Annotated in this window: 6 protein-coding genes; 1 reads left to right on the forward strand and 5 read right to left on the reverse strand. The window is 73.6% G+C overall.

The window, feature by feature from the left end:
• Window positions 1-4 precede the first annotated feature (4 nt).
• Together ACRDTB_RS08580 and ACRDTB_RS08585 are read right to left on the reverse strand one after the other, a co-directional pair.
• Window positions 5-832, reverse strand: a complete 828-nt coding sequence (locus tag ACRDTB_RS08580) for a siderophore-interacting protein (RefSeq protein WP_431429480.1) — start codon at window positions 830-832, stop codon at window positions 5-7.
• Window positions 829-2145: a lysine N(6)-hydroxylase/L-ornithine N(5)-oxygenase family protein gene (locus ACRDTB_RS08585; protein WP_431429481.1), complete on the reverse strand. Its 1317-nt coding sequence runs from the start codon at window positions 2143-2145 to the stop codon at window positions 829-831. Before ACRDTB_RS08585 ends, ACRDTB_RS08580 begins: the two co-directional genes overlap by 4 nt.
• A gap of 71 nt (window positions 2146-2216) precedes the next feature.
• Between ACRDTB_RS08585 and ACRDTB_RS08590 the strand changes: the two genes are divergently transcribed.
• A complete protein-coding gene (locus tag ACRDTB_RS08590; protein ID WP_431429520.1) occupies window positions 2217-3221 on the forward strand; it encodes a methionyl-tRNA formyltransferase in 1005 nt (334 codons plus the stop codon).
• Here the strand turns inward: ACRDTB_RS08590 and ACRDTB_RS08595 are convergent.
• From ACRDTB_RS08595 to ACRDTB_RS08605, 3 genes are all read right to left on the reverse strand, one after another.
• A complete protein-coding gene (locus ACRDTB_RS08595; protein ID WP_431429482.1) occupies window positions 3140-3367 on the reverse strand; it encodes an MbtH family protein in 228 nt (75 codons plus the stop codon). The two genes, ACRDTB_RS08590 and ACRDTB_RS08595, sit on opposite strands and share 82 nt — an antisense overlap.
• A gap of 1 nt (window position 3368) precedes the next feature.
• Window positions 3369-19295: an amino acid adenylation domain-containing protein gene (locus ACRDTB_RS08600; protein ID WP_431429483.1), complete on the reverse strand. Its 15927-nt coding sequence runs from the start codon at window positions 19293-19295 to the stop codon at window positions 3369-3371.
• Between the two features lie 245 nt (window positions 19296-19540).
• On the reverse strand, window positions 19541-20773 hold the full coding sequence (locus ACRDTB_RS08605; RefSeq protein WP_431429484.1) for a glycoside hydrolase family 18 protein: 1233 nt from the start codon (window positions 20771-20773) through the stop codon (window positions 19541-19543).
• Window positions 20774-20790: the final 17 nt, after the last annotated feature.

The following is a 20790-nucleotide window of genomic DNA, read 5'->3' on the forward strand; positions in this document are numbered from 1 at the left end:
ATGCTTACTCGATCGCACTCCCGAGCAGCCAGTAACCCGAGAAGTACACGAGCTCCTTGTCGATGTCGCGCTCGTTCACCAGGTGCCGGCGCAGGTCGGTGATCGCGCTGGACTCGCCGGCCAGCCACGCGTACGGCCGGCCCTGCGGAAACGTCGTGCGGCCGATCGCCGCGCGCAGCAGCCCGCCCCCGACCGCCGGCGCCCCGGCCCGGGACAGCCAGGTCAGCACCACGTCGGCGGCCGAGGGCATCGGCGTGACCTCGGCGAGCGAGTCGACCTCGACGAACACCAGCGCCTGCCGGCCGGACGGCAGCGACTCGACGATCGCGGTGATGGCCGGCAGTGCGGTCTCGTCACCGGCGACGAGCGACCACGCCGTGTCGGCCGGCGGCTTGAACTCGTAGCCGAGGATGGGCGTGTGCCGGGCGTCCGGCGCGAGGATCGCCACCCGGTCGCCCACGGCGGCCCGGCCGGCCCAGCTCGCCCCGGGCCCGGAGCCGGCGTGCCCGTCGCCGTGCAGCACGATGTCGACGTCCAGCTCGAGCGCGTCCGGGCGGAAGTCGCGGACGGTGTAGGTCCGGATGGCCGGCCGCACGTCGTCGGGCATCGCCCGGAACTCGGCGTACCAGTTCTCGCCCTCGGGTACGACCGGCTCGTCGTGGCCGGGCGGCGGGAAGAACAGCTTGATCCGCTGGTCCAGCCCAGCGCTCGCCATCCCCGCGAGGTCCGGCCCGCGAAACGTGATCCGCCGCAGGCGCGGGGTGACCTGGCTCGTCCGCACGACCGTGGCGCGGAAGAGTGCGTAGGGCTCGACGGTCTCGGTGGTGGTCACGGCCGGCTCCAGGCGCTGAGGGCGAGCGGGGTGTCCCGCCGCGTGGTGATGGACCGCAGGATCTGGCCCGCGCGCACCGCCGTCGTGGACAGCAGCGAGGACGAGATCCCGTGCGTGTGCTCGGTGCTGCCCTGCAGGTACAGGCCGGCCCGCAGCTCGTCGTCGGTGTCGACGCGGTAGTCGCGGGCGACGACCGGCCGGTCCTGGTCGTCGCGCCGGCACAGCGCGGCGAGGTCGCCGAGCAGCCGCAGCGGGTCGGCGGGCCGGTAGCCGGTGGCGTAGACGAGGACGTCGCAGTCCAGCACGGTCTTCTCGCGCGTGGTCAGCGACTCGATCGTGGCGCGCACGCCGTCGCCGGTCTCCACCGCCTCGGCCACGCGGGAGACGTTGAACAGCCGCAGCCGGGGCGTGCCGAGGACCTTCTCCTGGTAGGTACGCCGGTACAGCTCCTCGATCAGGTCGGTGTCGACGACCGAGTAGTTCGTGTTCGCGTGGTAGTCGAGGATCATCTCCTTGACGTGCTCCGGCGCGGTGAAGTACTGGTCCACCGCCTCGGGGTCGAACACCCGGTTGGCGAACGGCGAGTCGTCCGACGGGCTGTAGCCGTAGCGGGAGAACACCGCGCACACCTGGGCGTGCGGGAAGCGGTCGTGCAGGAACTTGGTGACCTCGGCGGCGCTCTGCCCGGCGCCGACCACCGCGAACCGCTCGGGCGTCTCGCCGAGCCGCTCGATCCGGGCGAGCAGGTCCCGGTTGTGCCAGACGCGGTCGGACAGCCGTGCGCCGTCGGGCAGGCGCGGCTCGAGGCCCATGCCGAACACGAGGTCGCGCGCGCGGTAGGTCGTGGTGTCCGCACCGTGCCGGGCGGTCACGTCGAAGCTCCCGACCACGCCGTGCTCGGTCACCGGGTCCACCGCGATGACCTCGTGGTCGTACCGCACGGCGTGCGCCAGCCGGGTCGCGGCCCACGCCAGGTAGTCGTGGAACTCGACGCGCAGCGGGAACAGCGACTTCTGGTTGATGAAGTCCACCAGCCGGCCCACGCTGTACAAATAGGACAGAAAGCTGAACTCGCTGGTGGGGTTCCGCATCGTGACGAGGTCCTTGAGGAACGACACCTGCATGGTCGCGTCTTCGATGAGCATTCCGCGGTGCCAGCCGAAGTCCGGCTGCCGCTCGAGGAACAGCCCGCGCACCGGCCCATCGTGCCCGGCGGAGTGCCCGGCGGAGTGTTCGGCGATGGCGATCGCCAGGGCGAGGTTCGACGGTCCGAAGCCGATTCCGATCACGTCGTACACCGGGTTCGCTGGCATCCGCATCCTTTCCCTCGAGGCGACAGCTAGGTTAGCCTAACCTAAATATTTCGCCGATGGGAGAGATCCTCATGCGCGTGGTCGTCTTCGGGTACCAGACATGGGGGTACCGCACGCTCGAGGCGTTGCTGGCATCCGAGCACCAGGTCGTGCTCGCGGTCACCCACCCGGCGAGCGAGCACGCGTACGAGTCGATCTGGAGCGACTCGGTGGCGGAACTGGCGCGGGCCAACGGGATTCCGGTGGTGGTGCGCGACCGGCCGGACGAGGACGTGGTGCGGGCGCTCGAGGACGTCGACCCGGACCTCATCGTGGCGAACAACTGGCGGACGTGGATCCCGCCGCGCGTCTTCGAGCTGCCACGGCACGGCACGCTGAACGTGCACGACTCGCTGCTGCCGGCCTATGCCGGGTTCGCCCCGGTGATCTGGGCGCTGATCAACGGCGAGTCCGAGGTCGGGGTGACCGCGCACCTGATGAACGAGACCCTCGACGCGGGTGACATCGTGCTGCAGCGCGCGGTCCCGGTGGGCCCGGCCGACACGGCGACGGACCTGTTCCACCGCACGGTCGACCTGATCGGCCCGATCGTGGTCGACGCCCTGGACGTCATCGCGTCCGGCCGCCGCGACTTCGTCAAGCAGGACCCGGCAAGGGCGAGCTTCTTCCACAAGCGGTCCATAGAGGACAGTCGGATCGACTTCGGCTGGCCGGCGGCCGACCTGGAGCGCCTGGTGCGCGCGCAGTCCGACCCGTACCCGAACGCCTTCTGCTACCACGGATCCACGCGGCTGCGGATCGTCTCGGCGGCGGCGTCGACCGGCCGCTACGGCGGCACGCCGGGCCGGATCTTCATCAGGGAGGGCGACGGCGTGGTGATCGTCGCCGGCGCGGACGCCCGCTTCGGCCGCAACCACGGCCTGCTGCTCCGCCGCGTGCGCACCGACGACGACGCGGAGCTGGCGGCGACGGAGTACTTCCGTGGCATGGGCGGCTACCTGACCTCGCACCCCGTCTCGCCCATCCGCTCGCGGAGCGACCTGGGCCGCAGGTCGGTCCAGTTGGACTCCACATAGGACATACAGGCGTCGCGGGGCTCGGGCCCGAAGGCCGCGTGCCAGCCGGCCGGGATCTCGGCGAAGGACGGCCACAGGGAGTGCTGCTCCTCGTCGTTCACCAGCACGTAGTAGCTGCCGTCCGGGTCCTCGAACGGGTTCGTCATCTCATACCTCCGATTGCAGGATCGTCACGAGCTCCCGGCCCAGGGACTCGATCGTGGTGCGGTCGAACAGGTCCGTGCGGTAGTGCAGGTAGCACACCACCGGCTCGCCGTCCGGCGGCTCGTAGAACGCGAGCGTGAGGTCGGCGGCCGTGCGGCCGGTCGGGAGTGCGGTGATCCCGCCGGGCAGCCGGGCCCGCTCGTGGTGGACCAGCATCACCTGTGGCCGGTCGGGCAACACGTCGGCGAGTGGGACGTCCTGGTGATCCAGGTCGTCCAGGTTGGACTCGCGGATCCGGGCCAGCAGCGAGGAGAAGTCCGGCTTGCCGGCGGTGTCGGTGCGCAGCACGACCATGTTGAAGAAGCAGCCGACCAGGTCGGCGAGTGCCGGCTCGGACCGGCCGGCCACCAGCGTGCCGATCGGCAGGTCGGTGCCCGCTCCCCGGGCGGTGAGCAGCCGGGCCAGCGCCGCCTGCAGCACCATGAACATGCTCGTGCGCGTGGCGCGCGCGAGCTCGTCGATCCGCGCGTGCAGCGCGGAATCGAGCGTCACGCCGACGAAGTCCGCCGCGTCGCCCGCCGGGCCGGGGCGGTCCACCGGCAGCGACAGCCGGGGGAGGCCGGCGAGGCGCGCGCGCCAGTACGCGAGCTGCTCGCCGCCCATCGCGTCGAGGACCTCGCCGGCCCACGCGGCATAGTCGGAATAGGTGACCGGCAGCTCCGTCCACTCGGGAGCGTGCCCGGCACGGCGGGCCTCGTACGCCCGGTGCAGGTCACGCAGCAGCGGCACCACGGACCACTCGTCGACCGCCCGGTAGCTCATGGTCAGCTCGAGCGTCGACGAGTCCGCGAGCCAGCGGGCGTGGAACAGCGAGCCGTCGCGCAGCGGCTCGTGCCGGGCCACCACGTCGTCGACCGCCGCCATGAGCGTGGCAGTGTCCACATCGGACCACTGGATCGCGAACGCCTGGTCGATGCCGCCGGAGTGGTTGCGCCGCACCGGTGCCTCCACCGGCCCCGACCCCGTGCGGCGGCGCAGCGCCGGGCGCGCGGCCGCTGCCCCGCCCAGCCGGTCGGCCAGGGCGGCGACCGTGGGCGCGTCGAAGACGTCCCGGATCGCCAGGTCCACACCGAACACCGCGCGTACCCGGCCACACAACCGCATCGCCGCCATCGAGTGCCCGCCGAGGCCGAAGAAGTCGTCGTGCACGCCCACCGACGGCAGGCCGAGCACCTCCGCGAACACCCGGGCCAGCCGCCGCTGCGCCGGGGTGGCCGGCCGGTCGGTGCCGGCCAGGGTCGACCAGTCCACGGCCGGCAGCGCCCGCCGGTCCAGCTTTCCGTTGGTGGTCAGGGGAAGCGGGCCGTCCAGCGGCACGATCGTCGCGGGCAGCATGTGCTCCGGCAGGAACCGCGCCAGGTGTGCCCGCAGTTCGACGGGGTCGACCACACCGTCGACCACACCGGACGCCGGCGCGACGTAGCCGACGAGCCGGGTGACCTGGTTGGCACGGTCGGCCACCACGGCGGCCTGGCGGACCGACGGGTGCCGGGCCAGCGTCGCCTCGATCTCGCCCAGCTCGATCCGGAACCCGCGCACCTTCACCTGGTCGTCGACCCGGCCGAGGAAGTCCAGCACCCCGTCCCGCCGCCACCGCGCGCGGTCGCCGGTCCGGTACATCCGCGTGCCCGGCTCGAACGGGCACGCCACGAACCGCTCGGCGGTCAGCACGGCCCGGCCGAGGTAGCCGCGCGCCAGGCCGCGACCGGCGACGTACAGCTCGCCGGTGACCCCCGGCGGCACCGGCCGCAGCGTCTCGTCCAGGACGTACACCCGGGTGTTCGGGTCCGGCACGCCGATCGGCACCGCTCCCGTCCAGGTCGGGTCCGCCTGCCACAGCGTGGAGTTCACCGTCGCCTCGGTCAGGCCGTACGCGGCGAGCACGTTCAGCCGCCCCGCCCACCGGCCGATCAGGTCCGACGGCACGGTCTCGGTGCCCACCAGGATCGTCGCGCCGGCCGGCGGCTCGCAGCCATCCGGGAGCGCGGACACCAGCGACGGCGGCAGGATCAGGTGCGTGACCCGCTCGCGGCGCAGGAACTCGGTCAGCTCCCGCCCGGCGGTGCGCACCTCCTCCGGCGCCAGCACGAGCGTCCTGCCGACGCACAGCGCCATCGTCAGCTCGAACACGGCCACGTCGAAGCCGACCGAGGCGTACTGCAGCACCCGGCTGTCCGCGCGCAGCCGCATCCGGTCGATGGCGGTCGCCGCGAGCGAGGCGATGCCGTCGTGCGGGACGACGACGCCCTTGGGGCGCCCGGTCGAGCCGGACGTGTAGATCACGTATGCCGCCGAGTCCAAACCGAGCGGTACGGTTTCGACCGGGGTCGGGTCGTCGAGGGTCACGCCCGGGGCGTCGAGCACCAGGCGGGTGGCGTCGGTGTCGGGCACCTTGCCGCTCGCCGCCTCGGTGGTGAGCACCAGGCGGGCCCGCGCGTCGGCGAGCAGGTATGCGAGGCGGTCGGCCGGGTGGGACAGGTCCAGCGGCAGGTACGCGGCGCCCAGCCGCACCACGGCCAGCACGGCGGCGACCATCTCTGCCGAGCGAGGTACGGCCAGGCCGACCACGTCCTCGGCGCCGACCCCGTGTCGCCGCAGCAGGTTCGCGATCCGGTTGGCCCGGTCGTCGAGCTGCGCGTAGGTGAGCGTGACCGGTCCGTCGACCACCGCGTCGGCGTCCGGCTTCGCGGCCACGCGGCGGGCGAACAGCTCCGGCATGGTCAGCTCGGGCACGGTCCGGTCGGTCGCGTTGAAGCCCTCGACGACATCGTGGCGCTCGGCGCCGGTCCGCAGGTCCATATCGGACAGACGGGTGGCCGGGTCGGCGGCGACCGTGGCGAGCAGGCGGCGCAGCCGGTCGCCGAGCAGCGCCACGGTGTCCGCGTCGAACAGGTCGGTCGAATACTCCAGCCGGCAGTCGATCCGGCCGCTCGCGGTGTTTGATGGCTCGCTTCGGTTCTCCGCTACTGGCCGTCTTCCCTCCTCCCGTGCTCGGCGTTGACGCGCCTGCGCGCGCTCGTCAGTCCAGCCGGCCAACGCTCCGTCACTCCCGCTCGCGGTGTGCTCGGCGAAGCTGAACACGAGGTCGAACTTGGCCGTCCCGGTCCGCGACGGCAGCGGCTCGACGGTCAGCCCGGTCAGCCCCAGCCGCTCCCCGGTCACGGTGTGGTAGCCGACCATGACCTGGAACAGGGGGTTCCGGGACGTCGAGCGGGCCGGGTTGAGCCGCTCGACGACCGCCTCGAACGGCACGTCCGCGTGCGAGAACGCGGCGAGGTCGGTCTCCTTCACCGAGGCGACCAGCTCGGCGAACGACTGCCGCCCGGACACGGATGTCCGCAGTACCAGGGTGTTCACGAAGAACCCGACCAGCTCGTCCAGCGCGTCGTCCACGCGCCCGGCGATCGGCGCGCCGAGCGGGAGGTCGGTGCCGGCGCCCAGCCGGTGCAGCAGCGCCGCGACCGCCGCGTGCAGCAGCATGAACATGCTCGCGCCGGTCTGGCTGCCCAACGCGCGCAGGCCGGCCGACACCTCGTTCGGCAGGGTCAGCAGCTCCTCGCCGCCGCGGAACGTGGGGCGGGCGGGCCGGGGCCGGTCGGTGGCGAGCTCCAGCTCCTGCGGTACGCCGTCGAGCGCGCGCTGCCAGTACGCGAGCTGCGTGCCGGCCACACTGTCCGGATCGGACGGATCGCCGAGGAGCTCCCGCTGCCACAGCGTGTAGTCCGCGTACTGCACGGCGAGCGGGGTCCACTCCGGCGCCGTGCCACGAACGCGGGCGGTGTAGGCGTCGGCCAGGTCGCGCAGGAACGGGCGGTCGGACCACTCGTCGGTCGTGATGTGGTGCAGCAGCACGACGACCACGTGCTCGGAGTCCGTCACCCTGGCCACGGTCACCCGCAGCGGCAGCTCGGTCGCGAGTTCGAACGGCCGCGCCACGGCGTCCGCCACCGTGTCCGCCACCGTGTGCTCGGTGCGGTCCACGACCTCCACCACCGGGTCCATGGCGGGCACGATCCGCTGGTACGGCACGCCGTCCCGCTCCACGAAGACAGTACGCAACGCCTCGTGGCGGGCGACCACGTCGGCGAGCGCGGCCCGCCACGCGTCCAGGTCGAGCGCGCCGCGCAGCCGGAACACGAGCGGGAAGTTGTACGTGGCCGAGTCGCCGAGCTGCTGGAGGAGCCAGAGCCGTTGCTGCGCGGGGGAGAGCGGCAGCTCGTGCGGCCGTTCGCGGGCGGTCAGCTGCGGCTGGGCCGGGGCGATCGCCGCCGCGACCCGGTCGGCGAGCCCGGCCACGGTCGGCGCCTCGAACAGGTCGCGGATGGCCAGGTCGACGCCGAACGCGGTACGGGCCCGGCTGATCAGCCGGGTCGCGAGCAGCGAGTGGCCGCCCAGCTCGAAGAACCCGTCGTCGGCGCCGACCCGCTCGACGCCGAGCACGTCGGCGAACAGTCCACACAGGACCTCTTCGGTGCGGGTCGCCGGCTCGCGGCCCGGGGTGAACTCGGGTGCGGGCAGCGCGCGGACGTCCAGCTTGCCGTTCACGGTCAGCGGCAGGCCGTCCACGGGCACGATCGCGGCCGGCACCAGGTAGTCCGGCAGCCGCCGCGTCAGGTACCCGCGCAGGTCCGCCTCGCCGGCCACGACTCCAGCCACGACGTAGGCGACCAGCCGGCCCTCGGCCGCGACCACCGCGGCCCGCGTGACGGCCGGATGCGACGTCAGGACCGTCTCGATCTCGCCCGGCTCCACCCGGTAGCCGCGGATCTTCACCTGGTCGTCGGTGCGGCCGAGGAAGTCCAGGTTCCCGTCCTGGCGCCGGCGGACCAGGTCGCCGGTGCGGTACATGCGCGATCCGGGCGGGCCGAACGGGTCGGCCACGAACCGCTCCGCGGTCAGGCCGGGCCGGCCGTGGTAGCCGCGCGCCAGCCCGGTGCCCGCGATGTACAGCTCACCCGGCGCGCCCGGCGGGACCGGCCGCAGACGGGCGTCGAGCACGTAGCCGCGGGTGTTCCAGATCGGCCGGCCGACCGTCGGCGTCTCACTGTCCATGGTGGACGCGCCGAGCGTGTTGATCGTGTACTCGGTGGGCCCGTACAGGTTGTAGCCGTGAGTGCCGTCGGTCTCGCGGAGCCGGCGCCACACCGCGTCGGACACCGCCTCGCCACCGAGCAGCACGAGCGGCGGCACGTGTCCGGCCAGCAGGCCCTCCTCGAACAGCAGCTGCGCGTAGGTCGGGGTGACGTTGACGACGTCGATCTCGTGCGCCGCGCAGTAGGCCACGAGCGCCTCGGCGTCGCGGCGCAGCTCCTCGTCGCAGACGTGCACCTCGTGCCCCTCGACGAGCCAGAGCAGCTCCTCCCACGACATGTCGAACGCGAACGACACCGTGTGCGCGATCCGCAGCCGGCGCCCCGCCCCGGCGACGGTGGGGCCGAAGATCTTCGCGCGGTGGTTGTGCTGCATGTTGGTCAGGCCGCGGTACGGCGTCACCACGCCCTTCGGCCGGCCCGTCGAGCCCGACGTGTAGATGACGTACGCCGGGTGCTCCAGCCGCCCGGGCACGCCGTGCGCGAACGCGGGCCGCTCGGAGTCGGCGATCTCCGTGCCGGGCAGGGACGCCAGCTCGGCGAGCACGGCGGGGTCGTCGAGCCGCACGGCCCCGGCCGACAGCACTGGGTCCACAGTGGACATCGACAGGAGGCACACCGGGACGGCGTCGTCGACCATCAGGCGCAGCCGGTCCACCGGGTGGTCGAGGTCCAGCGGCAGGTAGGCGGCACCGGTCCGCAGCACGGCGAACAGCGCGACGACCATCTCGATCGAGCGCGGCAGCGCCAGCGCGACCACGGTCTCCGGCGCCGCGCCACGCGCGAGCAGCAGCCTCGCCAGCCGGTTGATCCGCGCGTCCAGCTCGGCGTAGGTGAGCGTGGTGCCGCCGAAGACCAGCGCGCTCTCCTCCGGGGTGCGTGTTGCCCGCGCGGCAAGGAGGTCCGCGATCGTGTCGTCGGGCAGCGGGTGCTTGCCCGCCGCCCACTCGGCCGCGAGCAGCTCGGACTCGGGTGGCAGCAACAGGTCCAGCCGGCCGACGAGCGCGTTCGGGTCGGCGGCCAGGCGGTCCAGCAGCGTGGTGAACCGGGTCAGCCGCGACTTCGCGGTGGCCTCGTCGACCACGTCGGGCCGGTACTCGAGCTTGACCCGCAGCGTCGGGCCGGGCGTGACGACGAGCGTGAGCGGGTAGTGGGTGGCGTCCACACCGCTCGCGTCGGTGATCCCGTACCGCTCGCCGAGCGTGGCGAAGGAGTCCGCGTCGACGAAGTTCTGCAGGACGAACAGCGTGTCGAACAGCGGCGCGTGGCCGGCGGCCTGCTGCAGCTCCCCCAGTCCGAGGTACTCGTGCGGCATCAGCGCGGTCCGCTGGTCCTGGATGCGCCCCAGCAGCCGGGCGACCGTCTCGTGTGGATCGAGCGCGACCCGCACCGGCACCGTGTTGAGGAACAGGCCGATCGCGCTCTCCACGCTAGGCACCTCGGTGGGCCGCCCGGCCACCGTGGTCCCGAACACGACGTCGTCGCGTCCGGTGGCACCGGCCAGCACCAGCGCCCAGGCCGCGTTGAGCAGCGCGTTGAGCGTGACGCCGGCGTGGCGCGCGGCGGCCCGCAGGGGTTCGGCGTCGATCTCGACCACGAGCCGGCGCGGGATCACCGGGCGCATCGCGACCTCGGCCCGGCCGACCAGCGTCGGCTCGGCGAGCCCCGCCAGCGCCTCCCGCCAGGCAGCTCGCGCCGCGTCGTTGTCCTGAGTGGACAGCCAGGTCAGGTAGTCGCGGTAGGAGCCCGGGGTGGGCAGGTCGCGGTCGTCACCGGCCCGTTCGTAGAGGGCCAGTAGCTGGTCGAGGAAGTGGCCCTGCGACCAGCCGTCCCACAGGATCAGGTGGTGGCTGATGACGAGCCGGTCGCCGGCGGCGTCGTCATCGGCGAAGCGGAGGACCAGCATCCGGCACAGCGGCGGGTCGGCGAGGTCGAACCGCCGCGCGCGGTCGGCGTCCATCAGCTCCCGCGCGCGGGCGTGCGGGTCCGGGCTGCCGGTGAGGTCGACCACCTCGATCGGCAGCGCGGGCGCGGTCGCGATGAACTGGACCGGGTTCGCCACGCCATCACTCGTGAAACCGGCGCGCAGGCTGGGGTTGCGGGCGAGCAGCGTCGCGCACGCCGCGCGAAGCCGGCCGACGTCGAGGCGCCCGGCGAAGTCCATGGCGCTCTGCGCGGTGTACACGTCGAGCCCGCTGGTGTCGTAGCCGGCGTGGAAGAACAGGCCCTCCTGCAACGGGGACAACGGCCAGACGTCGTCGACCGGCTGCCCGGCGACCGCCGAGACGTGGTCGAGCACTGCGGACTCCGTGCCCGCCAGCTCGTACAGCGCGCCGTGCCACAGGTCGGCGAGCCGGTGCACGTCCGCCGCGTCGAGCCCGCCGGCCCAGCTCCACGTGGCCCGCAGCCGCGCCCCGTCCGGAGTCTGCGCGCACATCGTGTCCAGCGCGAGGACGTGCGACAGCCCCAGGTCCGGGTCGGGCAGCGGGTCGAGCGCGTCGGCCTCGGGTGCCGGTGCCCAGTCCTGCCGCGCCTCGGCGGGGAAGCGGCCGAAGTAGTTGAACAGCACCTGCGCCGCGGGCAGCCCGGCGAGCAGCGGGGCCGCCTGCGCGTTGAGGTGGCGCAGCATGCCGTAGCCGATGCCGTGGTCCGGTGCGGCACGCAGCCGTTCGCGGACCAGCTCGGCCGTGTTCGCCGACGCCGGCAGCCGGACGGGCTGCACGCTGGTGAGCCAGCCGACCGTGCGCGACAGGTCGAGGTCGCCTTCGCGGCCGTGCCGCTCGACGTCGACCAGGAGATCGGCCTTGCCGCGCCAGCGGGTGACCGCGACGCGCAGGGCGGCGAGCAGCACCTCCGTGAGATCACCCGCCCGCAGGAGCGGCTCCGTGTCCTCAGTGGACAGATCGACGACGTGCGTCCGCAGCTCGCGGACCGTGCCGGGCCGGGCGCCGGGCACGAGTTCCGCCCCCGGGGCGTGTGTGTCGGTCCAGTGCGTCAGCTCGGCGAGCCGGTGCGGGGACTGGGCCTGCTCGGTGATCGTCCGGGCGAACCGGCGCAGCGACGTGGGCACCGGGTCGAGCGGCCGCCCCTGCCACGCGGTGGCGAGGTCGGCGAACAGGATCCGCCAGGACACCCCGTCGACCACGAGGTGGTGGGCGACGATCAGCAGCCGGCCGGGTTCGTCACCCGCGTCGAACCAGACGAACCGCAGCATCGCGCCGTCCTCGGGCGCGAGCCGGTTCGCCTCGGCGGCGGACTCCTCGGCGACCGCGGCCCGCAGGTCGGCCTCCCGGACGTCGACCCGGCGCAGCTCGGCGGTCGCGGCGGGCAGCGTCTCGAGCGACCAGAGGACCGGCGCGATCCTGATGAGCTTGAGCCGCAGGCCGTCGTGCCGGTCGAGGATCGCCTGCAGGGTCGCGGTGAGCCGCTCCCGCGTGGCGCCCGCCGGGGTCCGCAGGAGCATCGAGAGGGTGAAACGGTCGATCGGTCCGCCGCGCTCGCGCAGCTGGTGGACGACCGGGAGCAGCGGGACGTCACCGATGCCGTCGCCGATGTCGTCGTCGTCCGCGCGCGGTAGCGGGTCGGGCATGGTCGTGGCGGCGAGTGCCGCGGGGGTGCGGCGTTCGAACACGTCCTTGGGGCTGACGTCGATGCCCGCCCGGCGTGCCTGGCCGGACACGGTGATCGAACCGATGCTGTCGCCGCCGAGCGTGAAGAAGTCCTCCCCCGGGCCGACCCGGTCGAGCCGCAGGACGGTGGCGAAGATGTCGCACAGCACGCGCTCGCGGTCGTCGCGCGGTCCGTCCGTGCTGCGCGGGGCCTCCGGGACTGGCAGCGCGGCGCGGTCGAGCTTGCCACTCGGCGTGCGCGGCAGCTCCGTCAGCGCGACGACGTCGTCCGGTGGCATTGGCAGTGTCCGCGCCAGCGCCGCCGCCACCGCACTTGTGTCCACTGTGGATGGAGTGACGTAGCCGACCAGTCTGGTGCCGTGCACGGCCGCCGCGGCCTGGCTGACGTCGGGCCGCGCGGCGAGGTGGGCCTCGATCTCACCCAGCTCGACCCGGTTGCCGCGGACCTTCACCTGGCTGTCGGCTCGTCCCAGGTGGACGAGCGCGCCGCCGTCGAGCCGGCGCACGAGGTCGCCGGTGCGGTACATCCGGTCGCCGGGCCCGCCGAACGGGTCGGCGACGAACCGCTGCGCGGTCAGGCCCGGGCGGTCGTGGTAGCCGAGGGCCAGCTGCGCGCCGGCGACGTAGAGCTCGCCGGTGCCCCCGGGCGGCGTCGGCCGCAGGTAGCGGTCCAGCACGTACAGCCGGGTGTTCGCCACCGGATGTCCAATGGGGACGGTTCCGTCCGATGTGGTGCCGTCGTGGCGCCACCAGGCGACCTGGACGGCCGCCTCGGTGGGGCCGTACACGTTGTACAGCGGTCCGTGCCACCGGTCGGCGACCTCGCCGGTGAGGGGATCGCCGCCGGCGAGCACGCGCAGCCCGTCAAGCCCGGCCTCGTGGAGCGCGGGCAGCATCGAGGAGACGGTCAGCAGGGTGGTCACGCCGTGCTCGCGGACCGTGGCGGCGAGCCGCGCGGGGTCGCGGTGCGCGTCCGGCTCGGCGAGCACGACCGTGGCGCCGGTCGTGAGCGGCCAGAGGACCTCCAGCAGCGAGGGGTCGAAGCTCGCCGAGATCTGGTGCAGGACCCGGTCGTGCGCGTGGAGCGGGAGCTCGTGGTGCAGCCAGGTCAGCTGGTTCACGATCGCCCGGTGCGGCACCGGCACACCCTTGGGCAGGCCGGTGGAGCCCGACGTGTAGATCAGGTAGGCGGGATGCCCGGGGGTCGCCCCGGCCGGCCGCCGTGTTGGGACGCCCCTTGCGGAGCGGATGTCCGCGGCCGTCAGGGTGGTTGTCGCGCCGGAGTCGGTGCGCAGGAACGCGCGGCGGTCGGCGGGGTAGTCGGGGTCGACCGGAACGTAGACGGCGCCGGACTTCAGCACACCCAGCAGCGCCACGACCAGCTCCACCGACCGTGGGATCTCCACGGCCACCACGTCACCGCGCACCTCGCACGCGACCGCGTCGGACCACGCGGCCAGCTCCCGGTAGGTGAGGGACTCGGTACCGATCACGGCCACCGCGTTCGGCGTCTCCGCGGCCTGGGCGTCGAACAGGTCGGCCGTCGTCATGGGTGGAACATCCAGGTCGGGACCCGTCAGCGCGGTCGCCGAGGTGAGGTCCAGTCGGGACACCGGGCGGGTCGGGTTCTCGGCGAACGCAGCCAGCAGGCGGGTCAGGCCCTCGCCGATCCGCGCCGCCGCGGCGGCGGGCACCCGCGCGCCGTCGTACTCCAGGTGGATCGTCAGGTGCTCGCCGGGGACCACGACGACCGCGAGCGGGTAATGGCCCTTCCCGTACGCCGACACCCCGGCGACCTCGATCGTCTCGGCCGGGTCGGTGAGCTTCGCGACGAGCGGGTAGTTCTCGAACACCAGCAGCGTGTCGAACAGCTCGGGCAGGCCGGTCAGCCGGTGCAGCTCCGCCAGGCCGACGTGGTGGTGGTCGGTCAGCTCCGACTGCGCCGCCTGCAGCCCGGCGAGCGCCTCGACGGCCGGCTGCTCCGGACGCCACCTCATCCGTACCGGGATCGTGTTGGCGAACAGGCCGATCATCCCGCCGATACCGTCCACTTCGGACGTACGGCCGGACACGGTCGTGCCGAACACCACGTCCTCGCGGCCCGTCAGCCGGCCCAGCAGCAGCCCCCACGCGCCCTGCACGACCGTGCTCAGGGTCAGCTCGTGCGCCCGCGCGCCGGCGGTGAGCTCGCCGGCCGGGACCTCGACGGTCAGCGAGGCGGGGGACCAGGCGGTCGCCGCCGTCGTGTCGGGCAACAGGGTCGGCTCGTCCACATCGGACAGGGCCGCCGCCCACGCCGCACGGGCCGCCTCGCGGTCCCGGCTCGCGAGCCAGTCGTGGTAGCGGCGGTAGGGCGGGACCGGCGCGAGCCGTGGCGGTTCGCCGCCGGGCGCGTAGTGCGCGAGCAGCTCGTGAACCAGCAGCGGCGCGGACCAGCCGTCCGTCGCGATGTGGTGCAGGGTCAGCACCACCCAACACCGGCCGGCGTCCCGTACGAGCGCCACCCGCAGCATCGGCGGCCGTGCCAGGTCGAACCCCGTCGCGCGCTCGTCGGCCGCCACCGGCTCCGGGGTGCCGGCCGCCTCCCGCCATGGCACCGCGACCCCGTCCGTGACGACCTGGACGATCCGCCCGTCGGGCAGCTGCCGCAACGACGCACGCAGCGGGGCGTGCCGGTCCAGCACGGCCTGCGCGGCTCGCCGCAGTGCGCCCGGGTCGACCTCGCCACGCAGCTCGACGGTCTGCTGCACGACGTAGACGTCCTCGACCTGGGCGTGGAAGTAGAGGCCCTCCTGCAGCGGCGTGGCGGGCAGCACGTCGGCCACGTCCGGGCCCACCTCGTCGACCTGCGCCGCCTCCAACGTCACGAGCGGGAAGTCCGACGGCGTGTGCCCACCACCGTCCACACGGGACACCTCGACGAGCGCGGCCCGCCACAGGTCGGCGAACCGGGTCACCTCGGCCTCGTCGAGCACGCCGGGCGGCCAGGTGAGCGTGGCCGTGAAGGTGCCGTCCCGGACCAGCGCGTCGATCGCCAGCACGTGGCGCAGCGGCATCGCCGGGTCCGCGCCACCGCCGAGGGTGTCGGCGCCCGTGAAGCGGCCCAGGTAGTTGAACAGCAGCTCCGGCGCCGGCCCGGGCACGCGGTCGCGGACGAGCCCGTAGCCGATCCCGTTGTCCGGCACCGCGCGCAGCGCCTCCTTGACCCGCCGCACCGCCGTGCCCGGGTCGCCGTCGCCGGCGCTCAGTCCGACCGGGAACGTGCTGGTGAACCAGCCGACCGTGCGCGACAGGTCCGCGCCGGGCACCAGCTGCTCCTCGCGGCCGTGACCCTCCAGCTCGACGAGGACCTCGTCGCCGCCGCGCCACCGGGCGACCGCGATCGCCAGTGCGGCAAGGAGAACGTCGTTGGCCGAGCCGTGGTAGGCGGCCGGCACCGTGGTCAGCAGCGGCCCGGTCACCTCCGGCGGCAGCGACACGACACGGGTTCGCGCCGTCGCCGCCGTGTCGCCCGGACCCGGCCTCCGTGTCCCGAGTGGACGGACCGGGCCGGCGAGCTGGGTGCGCCAGAACGGGATCTCGGCGGTCCGGTCGGCGGCGAGCAGGCCGGCGGCCCAGGCACGGAACGACGTGCCGACCGGTAGGGGTTCCTCCCCGGCCGCGAGGCGCGCGAGATCCTCGGCCAGGATCCGCCAGGACACGCCGTCCACCACGAGGTGGTGCGCGACGAACAGCAGCCGCCGGTCGTCCGCGAACCACACCGCGCGCAGCATCCGCCCCTCGGCGGGCGCGAGCCGGGCGACCGCACGCCGCCGCGCGAGCACTGGGTCCGCGCCGGCCTCCGCCCGGTCGAGCAGGTCGGCGTCGGCGGGGCCGGGTGGCGGGACCTCGAGTGTCCACTCGGGAGTGAGCCGGGCGCGCAGCAGGTCGTGGTGGTCGACCAGCCGCTGGAGGATCGCCGCGAGGCGGTCGGCAGTGAAGTCGGGGAGGTCGGGGACGGGCAGCACCATCGACTGGTGGAAGCCGTCGACAGGGCAACCGAGGACGCGCAGCCAGCCGATGATGGGCGTCGCCGGCACGACCCCGATGCCGGTGCCGTCCTCGCCGTGCCGGGTGGTCAGGGGTTGCGCGGTCGCGGCCAGCGCGGCGACCGTGCGGTGGCGGAACACGTCGCGCGGGGTGATCAGCAGGCCGGCCGCGCGGGCCCGGCTCACCAGCTGGATCGCCACGATGCTGTCGCCGCCGAGGGCGAAGAAGCTGTCGTGCACGCCGACCGACGGCAGGCCGAGCACGCTCGCGAACGCCCCGGCCAGCTCCCGCTCGGCGTCGGTGCCCGGTGCCGTGTCCCCGGCGAGCCCGGCCCAGTCCGGCTCCGGCAGCGCGCGGATGTCGAGCTTTCCGTTGGGCGTCAACGGAAGTCGACCGTCCACGGCGACCACCGCGGACGGCACGAGGTACTCCGGCAGATGCTCGCCCGTGTATTCGCGCAGTCCCTCGGCGGGCCCTACGACGTAGGCCACCAGCCGCAGCCCGCCGCGCTGGTCCGGCCGGGCGACCACCGCCGCCTGGCCGACCTCGGGGTGGCGCAGCAGCACGCTCTCCACCTCGCCCGGCTCCACCCGGTGCCCGCGGATCTTGACCTGGCTGTCCGACCGGCCCAGGAACTCGAGGTTCCCGTCCGAAGACCTGCTTGCGGGGTCGAGCATCGGCACCGCGCGCCAGCGCACCCGGTCACCCGTCCGGTACATCCGCGTCCCGGGCTCGCCGAACGGGTCGGCGACGAACCGCGACGCGGTCAGGCCGGGCCGGCCCCGGTAGCCGCGCGCGAGGCCGCGACCGCCGACGTACAGCTCGCCGGTCACCCCGACGCCGACCGGCCGCAGTGCGTGGTCGAGCACGTAGAGCCGCGTGTTCGGGTCCGGCCCGCCGATGGGCACCGGACCGTCCCAGCCGGGGGCGGCCGGCCACAGCGTGGAGTTCACCGTCGCCTCGGTCAGCCCGTACGCGACCACCACCCGCATCGTCGACGACCAGCGCGCCACCAGCTCGGCCGGCACCGCCTCGGTACCGACCACGAGCACCCCGCCCGCGGGCAGCCGACACTCCGGCGGCAGCGCGGCCACCAGCGACGGCGGCAGGATCATGTGCGTCACGCCCTGCTCGGCGAGGTAGTCCGTCAGCTCCGGCCCGGCGACGCGCCGGTGCTCGGGCACCAGCACCACGCGCGCGCCGGTGCCCAGCGCCATGCACAGGTCCCACACGGCCACGTCGAAGCCGGCCGACGCGAACTGGAGCACGCGGCTCGACGCGGTGACCCCGAGGCGGTCCACCGCGGTCGCGACCAGGCTGCCGATGCCGTCGTGCGGAACCACGACGCCCTTCGGCCGGCCGGTCGACCCCGACGTGTAGATCACGTATGCCGCCCCCCGCAACGGCACCGTGACGTCCACATCGGACGGATCGAGGGCGGAGAGGTCGGCGTCGAGGTCGGCCGGGGTGAGCACGAACCGGGCGCCCGCGTCGGAGGTCAGGTAGGTGAGCCGCTCCGCCGGGTCGTCGGGGTCCAGCGGCAGGTAGGCCGCCCCCGCCTTCATGACCGCCAGCAGCGCCACGACGAGGTCGGTCGAGCGGGGCAGCGCCACGCCCACGACGTCCTCGGGGGCCACGCCGCGCGCGATCAGCCGCCGCGCGAGCCGGTTCGCCGCCGTGTTCAGCTCCGCGTAGGTCAGCGCCTCGTCCTCGCACACCAGCGCCACCGCGTCCGGCGTGCGGCGCGCCTGCCGCTCGACCAGCGCCGGCCACGTGAGGTCGTCCGTCTCGCGCGGGGAGGTCCCGAAGGCCAGCAGCGGGGCCATGTCCGGCACCAGGGCCACGTCGGTCAGCCGCGCGTCCGGTGTGGTCACGATCGCGTCCAGCATGGCGTGCAGGCCGGCCTCGTGCGTGGCGAGCTCCGCCTGCCCGCACACCGATGCGTCCGCGTCCAGGTCGAGCAGGAACGCGCCGCCGGGGTGTTCGAAGACGTTGACCGTAAGGTCGGGCACCGGTCCCGGCCACACGTCGTGCATGGTCGTGGTGGCCGTGCCGAACCAGAGGTCGGACGCGTAGCCGATGACGTTCACCGCCGGGCCGGCGAGCCCCGCGACGCCGTCGGCCACGCCGAGCTCGCGCGCCAGCTCCTCGGCACGGAACCGGCTGTGCGCCACGACCTCCCACACCTCGTCCGCCGCGGTGGCGACCACGTCCCCGAGCGTGCCCCGTGCCGGGACTCGCACCCGCAGCGGCAGGACGTTGGACACCATGCCCGGCACGGTCCGCTGGGCCACCCCGGCCCGCCCGGTCACCGGCAGCCCCAGCACGACGTCGGCGGCACCGGTCACCCGGTGCGTGTAGCCCGCGACCGCCGCGATCAGCACCCGCGACAGCCGCGTCCCGGCCCGCTCGGCGTACGCGCGCAGCCGCGCGGCCCGCTCACCGTCCAGTGTGGACCGGCGGCGCTCGATCCGGTCGACCGGCGCGCTCGCCCGGTCCAGCAGTCGGGCCGGCTCCGGCGCTTCGGCGAACCGGGCCAGCCAGTACGCGCGGTCCACGGCGTACCGCGGGCTCGCGCGGTATGCCTCGTCGGCCGCGGTGAGCCGGGCCAGCGGCCAGTCCACCGCCGGCGGACCGGTGCCGGCGTAGCGCTGCGCCGCGCGCCGCGCCAGGAGCGTGACGCCCACCCCGTCGATGACGATGTGGTGGTACCGCTGGTGCCACCACACCCGGTCGTCGCCGACCCGCAGCAGCGCGTGCCGGAACAGCGGGCCCCGGGTGAGGTCGATCGGTCGGGCGCGGTCCTCGAAGGCCCAGGCGAGCGCGGCGGCCTCCGGGTCGGCCACCGAGCGGAAGTCCAGCAGCGGCACGGAGATCTCGCCCGGCGGCCCGGGGTGCTGCCGCGGGGCGTCGTCGAACCGTGTCTCGAAGCACACGTGCAGGCACTCGGCCTCGGCCACCGCCGTCGCGATCGCCGCGGCCAGCCGGTCGAGGTCGACCGCGCCCCGGATGTCCAGGTACAACGCGATGTTGAATGCCGTGGTGTCCGGCTCTACCTGCTGTGCGTACCAGACGCCGGCCTGCGCGCCGGTGAGCGGCAGTCCCGCCTCCCCGGAATTCAATGTGTCGGTTGCGTTGGGGGGCGGAGGTTCTGTCTGGGCGCGTACTTGTGGCTGGGTTGCGTCACTGTCCCCTGAGGTGCGGTTGCGAAGCGCTCGGCTTGATTCGTACTTGGGTGCCATCGCTCCTCGCCAGCCCAGGGTTAGGTTAGGCGAACCTAACACACGACTCGGGAGGGGGGCAGTCTCGAATGCCGCATTCGAGACGTTCGGCCGTCTCGAATGCGGCATTCAGAGCACGACGGAGGTCAGCCGAGGCCGCTCGCCATCGCGGTGATCAGCTCGCCGTTCGCCGTGTCGCCGGAGAGCTCCCAGAAGAAGGCGCCGCCCAGGCCCTGCTCGTTGGCGTAGCCCATCTTGCCGCCGATCGTCGACGGCGTGTCGTAGCTCCACCACTGGTCGCCGCAGTACGCGTACGCCGTGCCCGCGATCGTGCCCGTCGCCGGGCAGCGGGTCTTGAGTACCTTGTAGTCCTCGATGCCCGCCTCGTACGTGCCCGGCGCCGCGCCCGTGGCCGCGCCGCCCGGCTCCGCCTGCGTCACGCCGGCCCAGCCGCGGCCGTAGAAACCGATGCCCAGCAACAGCTTCGAAGCCGGCACGCCCTTGCCCTTGAGCTTCTGGATCGCCGCGTCGGAGTTGAAGCCGGCCGCCGGGATCCCGTCGTAGGCCGTGAGCGGCGAGTGCGGGGCCGTGGGACCGTCCGCGTCGAACGCGCCGAAGTAGTCGTAGGTCATCACGTTGTACCAGTCGACGTGCTGCGCGGCCGCGCCGTAGTTCGCCGCGTCGAGCTTGCCGCCGTCCGAGCCGTCCGCGGTGATCGCCGCGGTCACCAGGTTGTCCGCGCCGAACCGGGACCGCAGCGCGCCCATCAGTGCTCCGAACGCGTCCGGGCCGCTGGTGTCACACGTCAGGCCGCAGGCGTTCGGGTACTCCCAGTCGATGTCGATGCCGTCGAACACGTCCGCCCAGCGCGGGTCCTCGACCAGGTCGTAGCAGGACTCGGCGAACGCGGCCGGGTTCTGCGCCGCCTGCCCGAACCCGCCCGACCAGGTCCAGCCGCCGAAGGAGAACAGCACCTTCAGGCCCGGGTGCATGGCCTTGAGCTTGCGCAGCTGGTTGAAGTTGCCCCGCAGCGCGCCGGGGTCCCAGGTGTCCGCCGTGCCGTCCACGCTGGACGCGGCGTCGTAGAACCTGTCGTAGTCGGCGTACGCGTCCCCGATCGCGCACTGCCCGTTCGTCACGTTGCCGAACGCGTAGTTGATGTGGGTCAGCTTGTCGGCCGAGCCGGAGGTCTCGATGTTCTTCACATGGTAGTTGCGCTGGTAGACGCCCCACTGGACGAAGTAGCCGAGGTTGATCTTCGCTGCCGACCCGCCGGGGCTGGGTTCGGGACTCGCGCCGTGGGCGGGAGCGGCGACCAGGCCGATCGTCGTGGCGAGGACCGCCACGAGCACCGGCAGACGCCATCGGATGCCGGACATGGTTCTCCTCAGGGATG

The organism is Actinophytocola sp., from assembly GCF_050699935.1.
Taxonomy (GTDB): Bacteria; Actinomycetota; Actinomycetes; order Mycobacteriales; family Pseudonocardiaceae; genus Actinophytocola.